The following is a 14,175-nucleotide window of genomic DNA, read 5'->3' as shown; positions in this document are numbered from 1 at the left end:
AGTCGCGGTATGCAAGATGGACAGCCGGTTCTGCACGTCAAGGGTCAGGTGCTGGTCGGGCCGCAGGAGGTGCGCGACGAGCTCTGGGTGGTTGACGGCCGGGTGACCTTCACGCCGCCCTCGGGCGACGTTCATACGGTGGACGGGTTCGTGCTCCCGGGTCTGGTCGACGCCCACTGCCACGTCGGGCTCGAGGCCACGGGCGGCGTTTCACCCGAACGGGCCGAGGAGCACGCGCTGACCGAGCGTCGGGCCGGGGTGCTGCTGCTGCGTGACGCGGGTGTGCCGGTCGACACCACCTGGATGGACAAGCGCGACGACCTGCCACGGATCGTGCGCGCCGGCCGGCACATTGCGCGGACCAAGCGCTATCTGCGCGGCTTCGCCTACGAGATCGAGCCCGAGGATCTGGTGGAATATGTGCGCCAGGAAGCCCGCCGCGGAGGAGGCTGGATCAAGCTCGTCGGCGACTGGATCGACCGGGACCGCGGTGATCTCGCACCGTGCTGGCCACGGGAGGTCGTGACGGATGCGATTGCTGCCGCCCACGAGGAGGGCGCCCGCACGACGGCGCACTGCTTCGGGGAGGAGTCGCTCTATGACTTCGCCGCGGCGGGGACCGACTGCATCGAGCACGGGACCGGGCTTCAGCCGGAGAGCATCGAGCAGTTTGCGGCTGCGCAGATCGCGGTCGTGCCGACGCTGGTCAACATCGCGAACTTCCCGGGATTCGCGGCCGCCGGCGAGCCGAAGTTCCCCGCCTACGCGGCGCACATGCGCGACCTGCACGCGCGTCGCTACGCAACCATCGGGTCCGCGCACGAGGCGGGTGTGCCGATCTACGTCGGCACCGATGCCGGCGGTCAGCTGCCGCATGGACTGGTCGCGCTGGAGATTGCCGAGCTGGTGCGCGCCGGGATGACCAACCTCGAGGCGCTGAACGCCGCGACCTGGGGGGCACGGTCCTGGCTGGGGCACCCGGGCATCGAGGAGGGTGAGAGTGCCGACTTCGTGGTTTACCAGGGCGATCCACGAGAGGACGTGCGTGCGGTGACGACGCCGACGCACATCGTGATGCGGGGTAGGCTCATCAGGTGACCACCGTGGACATCCTCCCGCTTGTTGCCTACGGCGAGCGGGTCTGGGTGCAGAGCGTGACGCCCGCAGATCTGACGTCCTACCGCGTGGCCGTCCAGCTGTCCGCGCAGCGCATCGGCCGATGGAACCCGGTCAATCCTGACGACCTGCTCTGGCATCTGCGCCAGCAGTCCCAGGACCATCGCACCTTCCTGGTGCATGCACACCAGAAGTCCGGCGGGCACGACCTCGTCGGCAAGATCAATGTCATGAACGTCGTGAGGGGTCGGTTCCAGAGCGGCACCATGGGCTATGACGCCTACGACCCGTATGCCGGCACAGGGCTTTTCGCGGAAGGGCTCCGGCTCACGGTTGGTTTGGCATTCGCGTCGGTGCCGAGCGGAATGGGTCTGCACCGGGTCGAGGCGGATGTGCGACCCGGCAACGAGACATCGGCCGGGGTGCTGCGGTCTCTGGGGTTTCGGCGTGAGGGGCATGTGCGCGACATGCTATGGCTCGAGTCGGCGGGGGAGACCCGATGGCGAGATCACGACACGTATGCCGTCACGGCGTCGGACTGGCCGAGTCCGGCGTTCCGTCCGCACGCGCCGCTGCGGATCACCGCGCTGGTGGGCGGTGCTCGTGGCCCGGAGCGGACGGCGCTGGCTCGACGACTTGCGCTGGAGCTGGGGGTTCCGCTGTTCTCCAGCTCGATCCTGGGCTCCGGTGCCGACGCTCGCCCGCTGTGGCGGCTGCTCGCAGACTCGCCGGCCGGTGGGGTGCTGGAGCACTCGTGGGAGACGTGCGAGCCCGGCGAGGCCAACCGCGAGCTCGAGGCAATCGGTATACGCCCCGGGACGGTCCCCGAGGTGTCCTGGGCGCTCGGATCGGCAGCCCAGGATCAGCTCGCCGGAGCCGGCCCGGTGATCGAGGTCGACGCGGATGCGCGCGTCAGCCCGAAGTCGGTTGTGGCTCTGGCATTGAGGATTCGTGCCATCCACGTCGACCACGCGCTCTGAGCCAACCACCTGCACCGAGCCAACTGCACGCGCCGACCGACAGACACCTCCCAATGTGCACTTTCGCTCCAAAGGCGCACGTACAGCTGCGCCTTTGGAGCGAAAGTGGACAACTCGCGGGGTGGGCCGGGGACTGCTAAGCCGCGGAGTGCGCGTGGCTGACGGACTGCACGTGCTCCGACTGCCGCAGGTCCTCCGGGTCCAGCGGCCCCGACATCCGCAGCGGGCGATCGATCAGGAACCGGACGTAGGCGTATGGCGTGAAGAAGCCCGGCAGGTAGTCGCCGAGCGCGACCTCCGTCAGCACCTCCCGCGCGCCCTGGTAGCGAGCCGACGTCGTGTCATCCAGCCCACGGGTCAGACCCGCCATCTGCTCATCGATGATGCGCTCGACGAGCTCACGGGTGACCTGCGGGCCCTCGGCCAACTGCGAGTTGTGGTGGATCCACTGCCACAGCTGGGCGCGTGAGATCTCCACGGTCGCAGCGTCTTCCATGAGGTTGTCGATCGCGACAGCGCCGCGGCCACCGATCCACGCCGCGAGGTAGCGCAGCGCCACCGAGACGTTGGTGCGGACGCCCTCGAGGCTGATGGTCTGCACCGTCCCGTGCAATGACACCAGGTCGTAGGCGGTCGCGTTGACTGCCCGTCGCACGTCCCGCTGGTCCGGCTTGCTGCCGAGGATCGACGCGTAGGCCTCCTGGCAGGTCTCGATCACCGCGGTGTGCGCCGCCCAGCAGCCGTCGAAACCGTCAGCGGCTTCGCGCTCCTTCTCGGCGCGCACGATGGCCAGTGCCCGGTGCCGCTTCTCCTCGTCCTGCCGGGTCGGGTTGACCGCGGCCGGTCCACCGATGGCGTGCGCGCCACGCTGGTGGCAGGTGTCGACCAGCAGATCCGTGTAGGCCCGCATGAACGGCGTGGTCATCGTGACCTTGTCGCGGTCGGGCAGCACGAACTCCGGGCCACGCTGGGCGAAGGTGCGCACATAGCTGAAGATGTAGTCCCACCGGCCGGCGTTCAGGCCGGCGCTGTGATCGCGCAGCTCGTAGAGGATCTCGTCCATCTCGAATGCCGCGGTCAAGGTCTCGATCAGCGTTGTCGCGCGGATCGTGCCCTGGGGGATGCCCAGCTGGTTCTGCGCCAGAATGAACACGTCATTCCAGAGCGCGGCCTCCTTGTGCGACTCGATCTTGGGCAGGTAGAAGTACGGGCCGGCGCCGTTCTCGATGAGCCGCTGAGCGTTGTGGAAGAAGTACAGGCCGAAGTCGACGAGCGACGCCGAGATGGGGCGACCGTCGACGCTGATGTGCTTCTCGCACAGGTGCCAACCGCGTGGACGCATCATGATCGTCGGATGCTGGCTGCTCGCCGCGTGCTCGGCGCCGTCGGCGGCCAGGTAGGTCAGGTTGCCGCGGACGGCGTCAAACAGGTTCAGCTGACCACCGATGATGTTGTCCCAGCTGGGTGCCGTCGAGTCCTCGAGGTCGGCCAGCCAGACGTCGGCGTCCGAGTTGAGTGCGTGGACCGCCATCTTCCGGTTGGCCGGCGCGACCAGCTCGCAGCGCCGGCGCTCGAGACCTGGCGCGGGCGCGGCGACCTGCCAGCCCGCGTCGGAGCGGATGTGCTCGGTGTCCGGCAGGAAGTCGAGGTCGGCGCCGGCGCTGATCTCACGGGCCCGTTCACGACGCGCGGCGAGCAGTTCGGCCCGCCGGCCGGCGAATACGCCGTCGAGCTTCGCGACGAAGGCCAGTGCCTCCGGGGTGAGGATTTCGGCATACCGCTCGTGCATGGTGCCGCGGATCTTCGGGGTGCCGTGGGAGTCGCACATGACGTACCTCCTGCTGCCGTGCAGCTGGTGCTTACTGCTGATCAATGGATGTCGTGGGAGCTGGGTGGGGCTCGGGTTGTGTGGTACCCGAGCCCCCGCGACCGGAGCCAGGTGGCCGCGGGGGGCTCGGGTGGTCAAGAAAGTCGCCGGTGGGTGACTTAGAACTGAGCGGCCTCGGTGGAGTCGGCCAGTGCGGTCGTCGAGCTCTGCGGGTTGAGCGCGGTGGAAACCATGTCGAAGTAGCCGGTGCCCACCTCCCGCTGGTGCTTGGTCGCCGTGTAACCGCGCTCCTCTGAGGCGAACTCGGCGTCCTGAAGCCTGGTGTAGGCCGTCATCTGCTCACGGGCGTAACCGTGCGCCAGGTCGAACATCGAGTAGTTCAGGGCGTGGAACCCCGCCAACGTGATGAACTGGAACTTGTAGCCCATCGCGCCGAGCTCGCGCTGGAACTTCGCGATCGTGGCGTCGTCGAGGTGCTTGCGCCAGTTGAACGACGGCGAGCAGTTGTAGGCCAGCATCTGGTCGGGGTGCTCCGACTTGATCGCCTCGGCGAACTTGCGAGCGAGCTCCAGGTCGGGGGTGCCGGTCTCCATCCAGAGCAGGTCGGCGTATTCGGCGTACGCCAGGCCCCGCGCGATGCAGGGCTCGATCCCGTTGCGGACCTTGTAGAAGCCCTCGCCGGTGCGCTCACCGGTCAGGAACTCACGGTCCCGCTCGTCGACGTCGGCGGTCAGCAGCGTCGCTGCCTCCGCGTCGGTGCGAGCAATGACGACCGACGGCACGTCGGACACGTCGGCGGCCAGGCGGGCGGCGTTCAGGGTGCGCACGTGCTGCTGGGTCGGGATCAGCACCTTGCCACCGAGGTGACCGCACTTCTTCTCCGAGGCGAGCTGGTCCTCCCAGTGCACACCGGCGGCGCCGGCCGCGATCATCGACTTCATCAGCTCGAAGGCGTTCAGGGGCCCACCGAAACCGGCCTCCGCGTCGGCGACGATGGGGACGACCCACTCGTCCACGGTCTTGATGCCTTCGGCGAACTCGATCTGGTCGGCGCGCAGCAGCGCATTGTTGATGCGGCGAACGACATTCGGCACGGAGTTGGCCGGGTAGAGCGACTGGTCCGGGTAGGTCTGCCCGGCCAGGTTCGCGTCACCGGCGACCTGCCAGCCGGACAGGTAGACGGCCTTGAGGCCGGCCTTCACCTGCTGGACGGCCTGGTTGCCGGTCAAGGCGCCGAGCGCGTTGATGTAGTCCTCGGTGTGCAGCTTGTTCCACAGCTGCTCGGCGCCACGACGCGCCAGGGTGAACTCCTCCTGGACCGAGCCGCGCAGCTTGATGACGTCCTCAGCGGTGTAGTCGCGCTTGACGTTCTTCCAGCGCGGGTCCGTGTGCCACTCCTTCTGCAGGGCGGCTGATTCCTGGGCCGTGGTCTTGCCATCGGGGTTGTTGCTCATGGCTCCTCGTATTCCTTTCCGGGGGATCCGTTGACGACAACTCTGGGGGATCAAAGTGGGAACTCACGACGATTTTCCATTCAAGAAATGCGAATTTTTCGCTAGTGTGTCCATATGACACGTCTTTCAGCCGTCTCGCGACGATCTTCGAACGTCAAGACCGGCGCTTCTCGCCGTGGGCAGGCGTCCGGCGCCGGGGCCCCCGACCCGGCCGCGCCGGGCCGGTTGATTTCGCCGGACCATGAGCCGGATCGCTCCGAGGGCCGTGACTCCAAGGTGCTGGACCCGTTGATGATCGGGCGTCGGCTGCGCCACGTGCGACAGGAGAGCGGCCGCACCCTGGGCGACGTTGCCGAGGCCATCGGTATGTCCGCGTCGGCGCTGTCCCTGATCGAGAACGGCAAGCGGGAACCGCGTCTGTCGGTGCTGAGCCTGTTGGCCGAGGTGCTGGACACCCCGCTGCAGGACCTGTTGAGCAGCAAGCCTCCGTCGCGGCGCGCGGCGCTGGAGATCAAGCTGGAGCGGGCGCAACGATCCGGCGCGTATGACGCACTCGGGCTTCCGCACGTGAAGGTGAGCCCCCGGCTGCCGGACGAGGCGCTGGAGGCCCTCGTCGGGATGCACGAGGCGATGGCCAGTGCGCAGGCCGACCGGGCGGCGACTCCGGAGCATGCGCGGCGGGCGAACTCCGCACTGCGGGACCGGATGCGGGCCGCGAACAACTACTTCGGTGACATCGAGCACGCTGCCGGTGACCTGCTGAGCGCCATCGATCACCCCGGCGGGCCGATCAGCCGGATGGCCGTCGACCGGCTGGCGGCGCACCTGGGTTATGCGCTGGTGCACACCGCGGACCTGCCCGGCTCGACGCGGACCGTGACCGACCTGCACCACAAGCGGATCTACCTGCCGCAGCCGGAGGCCGGTCAGCACGACTCGCGTTCGCTGGCGCTGCAGGCCCTCGGTCACCTGGTTCTCGGGCACCGGGTGCCGGCCGACTACGCGGAGTTCCTGTCGCAGCGCGTCGAGATCAACTACTTCGCGGCCGCGATCCTGATGCCCGAGCACGAGACGGTCGGGATGCTGCGAAAGGCAATGGAGCATAAGGACATTGCCATCGAGGATCTTCGCGATGCGTATGCCGTGTCCTATGAGACTGCGGCGCACCGCTTCACGAACCTGGCCACCGAGCACCTCGGCATACCGGTGCACTTCATGCGGATCTCCGAGGATGGGGTGGTCTACAAGGCCTACGCCAACGACGGGGTGCAGTTCCCGACCGATGCGACCGGCGCGATCGAGGGTCAGCGGGTCTGCCGTGCGTGGACGGCTCGACGCGTCTTCGTGCAGCCGGACCTGAGCCAGGCGTTCTGTGCCTACACCGACACCCGCTCGGGGACCTTCTGGTGCACGGCCGCCATCGACCGCACACCCGACGGCTTGTTCTCCGTCAACGTCGGGGTGCGCTACCAGGACGTGAAGTGGATGCGCGGGCGTGAGACCAAGCATCGTGCCGAGTCGCGGTGCCCCGACCCCAGCTGCTGCATCCAGCCGCCGGCGGAGCTGGCCGATCGATGGACCGGCCAGGCCTGGCCCTCGGCGCGGGTGCACTCACACCTGCTCGCCGCACTTCCACCCGGCGTCTTCCCCGGGGTGGACGACACGGAGGTCTATCGCTTCTTGGATCGGAACGCGCCGACCGGCTGACCGTGGCCGGCGGCCGTGGGGTCGGGTAGCCGCCCGCGGCGAAGGACCCACCCGGCGTACCCGATGAACACGACCCCGCCACCGGCGCCGGCCCCCGCACTCGGTGTCAGGGCGCCGGCGAGCCCGAGGCCCGCTGCGGCGACCGCGACGATCGCCACCAGCACGCCGGTGAGCGCCAGCCCGCGAGCGTGAAAGATCTTGGCCAGGGGGACGAAGTGCACACCGACGACGAGAAGGGTCCAGGCCGCGTCGTATTCCGGGTGCCCCAGTGCGGCGAGCAGCAGGTTGCCACCCACGATCAGCACCACCTCCATGCCGACGGTTATCCAGTAGCCGCGCCGGGTCCCCGGGTCCGACATCGGCGATCCGGACGTCGTGCGACGGCGGACCAGCAGCACGACCAGCGCGATGAGCAGCAGCGCCGAGAGCATCGACCCCGCCGCCAGATAGGGCACCCACGATGACGGCGGGTCGTCCTGCGCCCAGCCGAACCAGGCGATCCCGGCGAACGCCAGCACCATCGCGCCGATGACCTCGCCACGATCCCAGAGCCGCGCCGTCACCATCTGGCCAGGTGGCTGAACGCGGCGGTCGGCCACCACTGCTCGTCTGCGAGGGGATACCAGTGCAACCCGGGCTCACGACGCCGGTCGTCGAGCGCGGTGAACAGGGCTCCGTGGTCGAATCTGGGAAGTGCCTGCATGCGGTCGAGCATAACCGCGTTCACTTTTCCTGACACGATGACACGGTGATCTCCTCCGTCGCGGTGCTGTCGGATGTCCATGGCGTGCTGCCGGTGCTGGAGGCTGTGCTGGCCCAGCCCGAGGTGCGGGCCGCGGACCTGGTGGTGGTCACGGGTGACCACGCGTCCGGACCACAGCCGGGTGCGGTGCTGGATCGGATGCTGGCCGAGGGTGACCGGCTGCGGCTCGTGCGAGGAAACGCCGACCGAGAGCTGGTCGCGCTCAGACATGGCGACGAGATCGAGGTCCCCGACGAGATCACGCCATGGGCCGCGGCCGAGCTCAGTGATGCCCACGTCGATCTGCTGGCCGGCCTGCCGCACCCGCTGGTGATTCAGGTCGATGGGTTCGGCCCGGTGGTCTTCTGCCACGGCAGTCCTCGTCGAGATGACGAACTCGTCCTGGTCGACTCGCCGCTGACTCGCTGGGCCGACGCGTTCGCCGAGCTGCCCGATGATCAGCAGACCGTCGTCTGCGGGCACACCCACATGCCCTTTGTCCGACTGGTCGACCGACGCCTGGTGGTGAACCCCGGCAGCATCGGCATGCCCTACGGTCGCGCGGGTGGCAGCTGGGCGCTCCTGCGCCACGGCGGCGTCTCGTTGTACCACACACCGATCCACCTCGAAGCCGCCATCAACGCAGTGGTGGCCGGCTCGACCTACCCGCACCGCCAGGCCTGGGCCGACGAATACCTTGCTGCCGCCAACAGCGACGCCGACGCGATAGCGGCGTTCACCCCGGCGGGAGATCGTCCGTGACCCAGCCGAGTGCTTGCACCGCCGGTCGACCGCCGACGTTTTCGCCCGCGACGAATCTGGTTGCGGGCCGGAGCATTCACGGGCATGCTGCCTGTCCATGTCTCACTCACCCAGCGGCTTTGCGTACAGGCTCGTCGGTGACCAAGTGGTCATTACGCACAACGGTGCCAGAGCCACGACGCTGCGGCACGCCGCTGCCAGGCAGTTCTTGGCGGATGTCGAGAGGGGCGACCCGCAGAAGCTGATGGCCCGCGTGACGGGCAACTACAAGCGCGGAAACGAGCGGGCCGCCCGGGACCACCCACGCAATCGGAGGAGTTGACCACGTTCGCGGACGCAACAGGAAGCCACGTGGCGCACCCGTCAGATCAGATTAGGATCTGATCTTACGGCGGTGGCACCCAGTCGACGCTCACCAGGTGAGGAGTGCGGATGCCGGTCGCACGCCGAAAGGCCACCATCTCCAGAGCCTCGGCGGCGGCGTTCGGGCGCTACTTCTGGCAGCCACCCAGGGCACACGGCGACGTCGTGCCGGGACGCGAGGTCAGCTTCCTCGAGCTCTTCTACGACCTCGTCTACGTGGTGGTCGTCTCGCAGGTCGCGGCTCAGCTCGGCGCTGACGTGACGTGGGCCGGGCTGGGTCGGTTCGCCGTGGTGTTCGGGCTCATCTGGATTGCCTGGGTCAACGGCGCCGTCTATCACGACCTGCACGGTCGGTCGGAGGGCCGCACCAGGACCTACGTCTTCCTGCAGATGGTCGTGCTCGGGGTGCTCGCGATATTCACCCGTCAGTCGGCTGCCGGCGACGGCCGGGCCTTCGCGGTGGTCTACTGCGTGTTCCTGCTGCTGCTCGCCTGGCTCTGGTATGCCGTGACTCGCCAGGACGACCCGGTCTACCGGCCGAGGACCACGCCCTACCTCGTCGGGGTCGTCGCCTCGGCCGTCGTGGTCGGCGCCAGCGCCCTGCTGCCGGGCGAGGCGCGCCTTGTCGCCTGGGCCTGCGTCGTCGCGGGTTGGCTCGGCAGCGTCGTGCTGCTGGACTGGCGCAACGGGGCGACACGGGACACCAGCATCAACGCGAGCGAGTCGATGATCGAGAGATTCGACCTGTTCACCATCATCGTGCTGGGGGAGGTCGTCGTCGGTGTCGTCGACGGGCTCGCCGGAGCTCACCGCAGCCCGACCACGATCATCACCGGGATTCTCGGACTGGGCATCGGGTTCGCGTACTGGTGGAGCTACTTCGACTTCGTGGGTGGCCGCCGAGTGCGATCCGCGCGAGGGGCGGTGTCGCGTTGGCTGGTCGGCCACCTGGTGGTGACCATGACCATCGCCGCAACCGGCGGCGTGATGGTGAGCGTCATCGAGCACGCGTCGAGCGGCGGCCTGCCCCCGGCGGCGCCCATGGTGCTCTCGTCCTCGGTGGCGGCCGGTGTCCTGGCCCTCGTGCTGATCTCGACCTCGCTGGATGACTGGGTGGATCTCGCCCCGATCTACCGGCCGGTGTCGTTGGCGCTGGGGGCGGCGGTCCTCGCGGCCCTCCTCCTGGGCTGGGTCGCGCCCGCGCCGTGGCTCCAGATCCTGGCGCTGACTGGGATGCTCGGCGCGGTCTGGCTTTACGGCATACTCACGTGGTTTGCGTTCACCCACCTCGACGCGGAGCCTCCGGACCAGTAATCCACGGCACCGCACGTAACTCGCACGGTATGGCGGCCTCCCAGCATCGGGTGCATGCTTAGAGGCATGTCACGGACACCTCGGGTCAACGCAGGCATGGTGCTGGCGGCGATGCTCCTGCTGCTGGCAGTCGCCGGGTGCGGCGCCGCGACGACCAGTGACCCGGACTCGACCGGACCTGTGATCACCGAAGTCGCCGCCGGGATGCCGCGGCCGTCGCACGTGATCGTGGTGATCTTCGAGAACAAGGCGGACACGCAGGTGGTGGGCAACGCCGCGGCACCCTTTCTGACGACGCTCGCGAAGAAGGGCGCGACCTTTAGGAACTCGCACGGGATCGCCCACCCGAGCCAGCCGAACTACATCGCGCTCCTCTCCGGGTCGACGCACGGCGTCCGCAGTGACTCCTGCCCTCGGAACCTTGGTGGCCAGCCCAACCTGGCACGGCAGCTGATCAGTGCGGGCCGCAGCTTTGCCGGATATGCGGAGTCGATGCCGAGGAGCGGCTTCACCGGATGTTCCGCGGAGCGAGGCCTGTACCAGCGAAAGCACAATCCGTGGGTCGACTTCAGCAACGTTCCCGCGGCCAGCAACCGGACCTACGCGCAGCTGCCGCACAACCTGTCGGCGCTGCCTACGGTCTCGTTCATCGTCCCCAACATGTGTCATGACATGCACAACTGCGCAGTCTCGGTCGGCGACGCGTGGGCGCGCAAGAACCTGGGCCGGTTGGCGACCTGGGCGCAATCCCACAACAGCCTGTTGATCGTCACCTTCGACGAGGACGACGGCACCCGAGCGAACCACATTCCGACCTTCCTGGTCGGGCCGATGGTGCGCTCGGGTGTGGTGTCGCAGGACATCGACCACTACAACGTGTTGCGCACCATCGAGGACATGTACCGGCTGCGGCCCCTTGGTCTGGCGGCAAAGGCCGCGCCACTGTCCGGCTGGTGGCGGAAGGCCGCCTGACCGGGTCGGGGGTCGAGAGCGTCGACGCGCTGGCGGCTCTGTGCAACCCGGGCGGTGTCGAGGGCGTCCCCCTTGTATGAGACCTTCACGTCGGACTCGGCATGCTCTGCTCCTGGCCTGTGCTGTCCCGGCGGTGCCGGCGATGATCGCCGGGTGCGCGACGGCCCCGACCGCGGCGCAGTCAACGACCGGGCAGCCGTCGACGGGCCGGCAGGCTCCACAGGTGCTGTCGGTGGGCGCGCAGCGCGTGACGCCTGCTCCGGCCGCGCGGGCCGGAGGCGATCTGTCGAGCTTCGGCGGCAGGGTGTTTCTGGCGGATGCGGGCATCTCACCAACCAGTAACGCTGCAATCAGCCCCTATTCGATCTACTCCGCGCTCGCTATGACCCGTGCGGGTGCCAAGGGTGAAACCGGAGCGCAGCTGGACCGGGCCCTTGGTGGGTCGGCCAAGGTGCAGGGCGCGGATGTGACGGCGATCGACACCGCCGTGGCGGCGGCCGTGTCTGCGGCGAGGAGGGAGTCGGGCGCGAAGGCGCCGCAGATGGTCGTGACCAACGCGAACTCGATCTGGTCCGACCGCTCCCTGCCAGTGCGAAAGACCTACCTGACCAGTTTGGCAGCCGGCTTTGGAGCGGGTGTGCACACCGTCGACTTCCGGCACGATCCGGCTGGTGCCCGCGGCCAGATCAACGGGTGGGTGAAAGATCGGACCAACCAGCTCATCCCCCAGCTGCTCGGCCCGAGCGCCGTGAGCAGCCAGACGCGCATCGAACTCGTGAACGCGATCTATCTCAAGGCCCGTTGGGCCGAACGGATGACCGTGTCCTCGCGCCCTCACGTGTTCACGACCGCCGACGGCAAGACGCAGCAGGTGACCGTCATGACCGACAGGTCACCCATGAGCCTCGGCGCCGGTCACGGATGGAGGTCGGTCACCATTCCGTATACCGCCGGTGGCCTGGCGATGACGATCGTGCTGCCCGAGAAGGGTCGTTACGACGCCGTGCGCCGGCAGCTCCCCTCTGTGCTGTCGGACGCGACCCGTGGCACCACCAGCACACAGGTCCAGCTGACCCTGCCGAAGTTCTCCACGAACACGCACACCAATCTGGTGCCCGCGCTGACGACGATGGGTGTCAGGGCTCTCTTCGGCCGGGCTGACCTTTCCGGGATCGCCGGCCCTCCCGGCGAGCTCAAGGTCAGTTCGGTGATTCACCAGTCCGTCGTCAAGGTCGACGAGTTCGGGACGCAGGCCGCGGCCGCCACCGCCGTCGGTGTGGCCCCCGGCGCCGTGCGACAGAGTCAGCCGGTGAGCTTTGTCGTCGACCGGGCGTTCTTCTTCGTCATCCACGACACCACCACCGGTGCACCCCTGTTCCTCGGGCAGGTCGCCAATCCTGCATGATGCGCCGGGCTGCAGCGGTGTCGGGTCTGGCGACACCAGCCGGGCGGCAGGGGCGAAACTCGCCGAAACCTGGCACACCACGACCCGGTCTGCTCTGATTGATCTAGGTGGTTGCCATACCGGCGGCGTGGCGGTAGCAGCCGATCGCCAACGGGGCGATCGATGGGGGCACCGCGGGACCGCAAACCGCGGGGCAGTGCAAGGCAGGCCCGACGTGGACGCGCCTGTCGAGCAGTACTGCCCGCGGTTCGCGGAGGTCAAAGTGCTCGACGGATTTGACGGAGATGCCCCGCGCCTGCGCGCGCCGGCGACGAAGGCGACCGTCAAGCAGCTCGCGACCCAACTCAGCGGACTGTCCTACTGGTTCTGGAACGATGCCATCGTCAAATGGGCGGCGACTGGCACCCAGCAATGCGCTCGGCGGCAAGGACGAGTTCGTCCGCGCGCCGATGATCGCCGACCCCGGCACGGAGGGGCTATGTCGACCCGCATGTCTCCGGTCCGTTGGGAATGTCGGATACGACGTTCCTGATGAACGACCAGTAGCGGGTCAGGTCGGTGCCCATTCACGTGAAGGGTGAGGGCGGCGGGTGGGTTGGGACGGACATCGACTGGATCAGTAGCCCGACGTCTGGAGCGGTGAGGGTGGGCTCGACTCCACTCCTCGCGACCATCTGAGATTTCAGCAGATGCTGCTCGGTGGTGGCACGTGGGGTGGGCGCAAGATCTTGGACGGCGCGAGCGTGAATGCGATGTTCACGAACGAGGTCGGCTTCGAGCAGGCGCTCTACGCATCGCTGTAGAGCACCGTCCGGACCAGGAACGGGGGAGTTCGATAACCGGCGGTCGAGTGCGTTGGCCGGAAGCGGATTCCGCCGCAGAACCAGCTCGCCATATTGCGAGCAAATTGCTAGCATTATGAAACATGAAGACCCTGTATCTGCGGAATGTGCCGGACGATGTGGTGCGAAGACTTCAGCGGCTCGCGGATCACGATGGCACCTCGGTCAGCGCCGTCGCAGTTCGGGAGTTGGCCGCAGCCTCTCGCCGCGCTGACAATTCGGCGCTGATGGGAGAGCTTCCCGACCTGGGCGTCGACGTGCCCACGATTGTTGAGGGCGTCGAGCGAGAGCGTCCACGCGGGTGATCGTGCTCGACGCGTCGGCAGCTCTGTCCGCGGTCCTGAACGCGGGACCGGCCCGGGAATCGGTGGCGGATGAGCAACTGCATGCACCTCATCTCGTGGACTCCGAGGTTGTCAGTGGCCTTCGCCGCCACGTCATCTCGGGTGACATCACGGCCGACAATGGGTGGGCGGCGCTGGATGCCTGGCGTCGGCTGGGCCTCACTCGTTACGCCATTCACGGCCTCTTCGACCGCATCTGGGAGCTCCGCGACAACCTTTCCGCATACGACGCGGCCTATGTTGCCCTTGCTGAATGCCTTGACTGCGCCCTGGTCACCGTCGATGCCCGGATCAGCCGCGCGCCGGGCATTCGCTGTCCAGTCACCGTGGTGCCCAGATAGTCTGT

General features: G+C 67.9%; 14 protein-coding genes. 10 read left to right on the top strand and 4 right to left on the bottom strand.

The annotated features are described in order from the left end of the window. Nucleotides 1–9: 9 nt before the first annotated feature. Both FGL98_RS13480 and FGL98_RS13475 read left to right on the top strand, forming a co-directional pair. Nucleotides 10–1,098 (top strand): amidohydrolase family protein, encoded by a 1,089-nt coding sequence (locus tag FGL98_RS13480; RefSeq protein ID WP_146317292.1) that lies wholly within the window; start codon nt 10–12, stop codon nt 1,096–1,098. Next, entirely contained in the window at nt 1,095–2,096 is a 1,002-nt protein-coding gene (locus FGL98_RS13475) for a GNAT family N-acetyltransferase (protein WP_222432167.1), read from the top strand. Before FGL98_RS13480 ends, FGL98_RS13475 begins: the two co-directional genes overlap by 4 nt. Before the next feature lie 136 nt (nt 2,097–2,232). Here the strand turns inward: FGL98_RS13475 and aceB are convergent, their stop codons facing one another. Together aceB and aceA are read right to left on the bottom strand one after the other, a co-directional pair. Then, nucleotides 2,233–3,924, bottom strand: coding sequence for a malate synthase A (aceB, locus tag FGL98_RS13470; RefSeq protein WP_146317291.1), 1,692 nt, complete (start codon nt 3,922–3,924; stop codon nt 2,233–2,235). Nucleotides 3,925–4,082: 158 nt separating this feature from the next. Beyond that, nucleotides 4,083–5,378 (bottom strand): isocitrate lyase, encoded by a 1,296-nt coding sequence (aceA, locus tag FGL98_RS13465; RefSeq protein ID WP_146317290.1) that lies wholly within the window; start codon nt 5,376–5,378, stop codon nt 4,083–4,085. A gap of 114 nt (nt 5,379–5,492) precedes the next feature. On the opposite strand from aceA, the gene FGL98_RS13460 reads away from it, so the two are divergent. Next, entirely contained in the window at nt 5,493–7,085 is a 1,593-nt protein-coding gene (locus tag FGL98_RS13460; protein WP_146317289.1) for a helix-turn-helix domain-containing protein, read from the top strand. On the opposite strand, the gene FGL98_RS13455 is transcribed toward FGL98_RS13460, so the two are convergent. Continuing rightward, nucleotides 7,049–7,651 carry a hypothetical protein gene (locus FGL98_RS13455; RefSeq protein ID WP_146317288.1) on the bottom strand — a complete coding sequence of 201 codons (603 nt, stop codon included), beginning with the start codon at nt 7,649–7,651 and terminating at the stop codon, nt 7,049–7,051. The genes FGL98_RS13460 and FGL98_RS13455 overlap by 37 nt on opposite strands. Beyond that, entirely contained in the window at nt 7,645–7,788 is a 144-nt protein-coding gene (locus tag FGL98_RS25450) for a hypothetical protein (protein WP_186526165.1), read from the bottom strand. Before FGL98_RS25450 ends, FGL98_RS13455 begins: the two co-directional genes overlap by 7 nt. Before the next feature lie 45 nt (nt 7,789–7,833). On the opposite strand from FGL98_RS25450, the gene FGL98_RS13450 reads away from it, so the two are divergent. The 7 genes from FGL98_RS13450 (at nt 7,834) to FGL98_RS13420 (ending at nt 14,170) form a co-directional block, all read left to right on the top strand. Then, entirely contained in the window at nt 7,834–8,589 is a 756-nt protein-coding gene (locus tag FGL98_RS13450; protein ID WP_146317287.1) for a metallophosphoesterase family protein, read from the top strand. A gap of 97 nt (nt 8,590–8,686) precedes the next feature. Then, nucleotides 8,687–8,911 carry a hypothetical protein gene (locus FGL98_RS13445; RefSeq protein WP_146317286.1) on the top strand — a complete coding sequence of 75 codons (225 nt, stop codon included), beginning with the start codon at nt 8,687–8,689 and terminating at the stop codon, nt 8,909–8,911. 110 nt (nt 8,912–9,021) lie between these two features. Continuing rightward, complete coding sequence (locus tag FGL98_RS13440; RefSeq protein WP_146317285.1) at nt 9,022–10,266, top strand: low temperature requirement protein A; 1,245 nt, start codon at nt 9,022–9,024, stop codon at nt 10,264–10,266. A 66-nt stretch (nt 10,267–10,332) separates the two neighbouring features. Further along, a complete protein-coding gene (locus FGL98_RS13435) occupies nt 10,333–11,238 on the top strand; it encodes an alkaline phosphatase family protein (protein WP_186526164.1) in 906 nt (301 codons plus the stop codon). Nucleotides 11,239–11,314: 76 nt separating this feature from the next. Beyond that, nucleotides 11,315–12,643, top strand: coding sequence for a serpin family protein (locus tag FGL98_RS13430; protein WP_146317283.1), 1,329 nt, complete (start codon nt 11,315–11,317; stop codon nt 12,641–12,643). Between the two features lie 925 nt (nt 12,644–13,568). Continuing rightward, nucleotides 13,569–13,790 carry an antitoxin gene (locus FGL98_RS13425; protein WP_146317282.1) on the top strand — a complete coding sequence of 74 codons (222 nt, stop codon included), beginning with the start codon at nt 13,569–13,571 and terminating at the stop codon, nt 13,788–13,790. Further along, the gene (locus tag FGL98_RS13420; protein ID WP_146317281.1) at nt 13,787–14,170 is read left to right on the top strand and encodes a type II toxin-antitoxin system VapC family toxin; all 384 of its coding nucleotides are present in this window, start codon (nt 13,787–13,789) and stop codon (nt 14,168–14,170) included. Before FGL98_RS13425 ends, FGL98_RS13420 begins: the two co-directional genes overlap by 4 nt. Nucleotides 14,171–14,175: the final 5 nt, after the last annotated feature.

Source organism: Leekyejoonella antrihumi (genome assembly GCF_007845645.1).
Classification (GTDB): Bacteria; Actinomycetota; Actinomycetes; order Actinomycetales; family Dermatophilaceae; genus Leekyejoonella; species Leekyejoonella antrihumi.
Note: the sequence above shows the minus strand (reverse complement) of the source record. Positions and strands in the feature narration are given on the sequence as shown.

Coding starts and splice junctions, on each gene's coding strand:
- FGL98_RS13480 (WP_146317292.1), top strand. CDS start 10: ATGCAAGATGGACAGCCGGTTCTGCACGTCAAGGGTCAGGTGCTGGTC.
- aceB (WP_146317291.1), bottom strand. CDS start 3,924: ATGTGCGACTCCCACGGCACCCCGAAGATCCGCGGCACCATGCACGAG.
- aceA (WP_146317290.1), bottom strand. CDS start 5,378: ATGAGCAACAACCCCGATGGCAAGACCACGGCCCAGGAATCAGCCGCC.
- FGL98_RS13460 (WP_146317289.1), top strand. CDS start 5,493: ATGACACGTCTTTCAGCCGTCTCGCGACGATCTTCGAACGTCAAGACC.
- FGL98_RS13455 (WP_146317288.1), bottom strand. CDS start 7,651: ATGGTGACGGCGCGGCTCTGGGATCGTGGCGAGGTCATCGGCGCGATG.
- FGL98_RS25450 (WP_186526165.1), bottom strand. CDS start 7,788: ATGCAGGCACTTCCCAGATTCGACCACGGAGCCCTGTTCACCGCGCTC.
- FGL98_RS13445 (WP_146317286.1), top strand. CDS start 8,687: ATGTCTCACTCACCCAGCGGCTTTGCGTACAGGCTCGTCGGTGACCAA.
- FGL98_RS13440 (WP_146317285.1), top strand. CDS start 9,022: ATGCCGGTCGCACGCCGAAAGGCCACCATCTCCAGAGCCTCGGCGGCG.
- FGL98_RS13435 (WP_186526164.1), top strand. CDS start 10,333: ATGTCACGGACACCTCGGGTCAACGCAGGCATGGTGCTGGCGGCGATG.
- FGL98_RS13430 (WP_146317283.1), top strand. CDS start 11,315: ATGAGACCTTCACGTCGGACTCGGCATGCTCTGCTCCTGGCCTGTGCT.
- FGL98_RS13425 (WP_146317282.1), top strand. CDS start 13,569: ATGAAGACCCTGTATCTGCGGAATGTGCCGGACGATGTGGTGCGAAGA.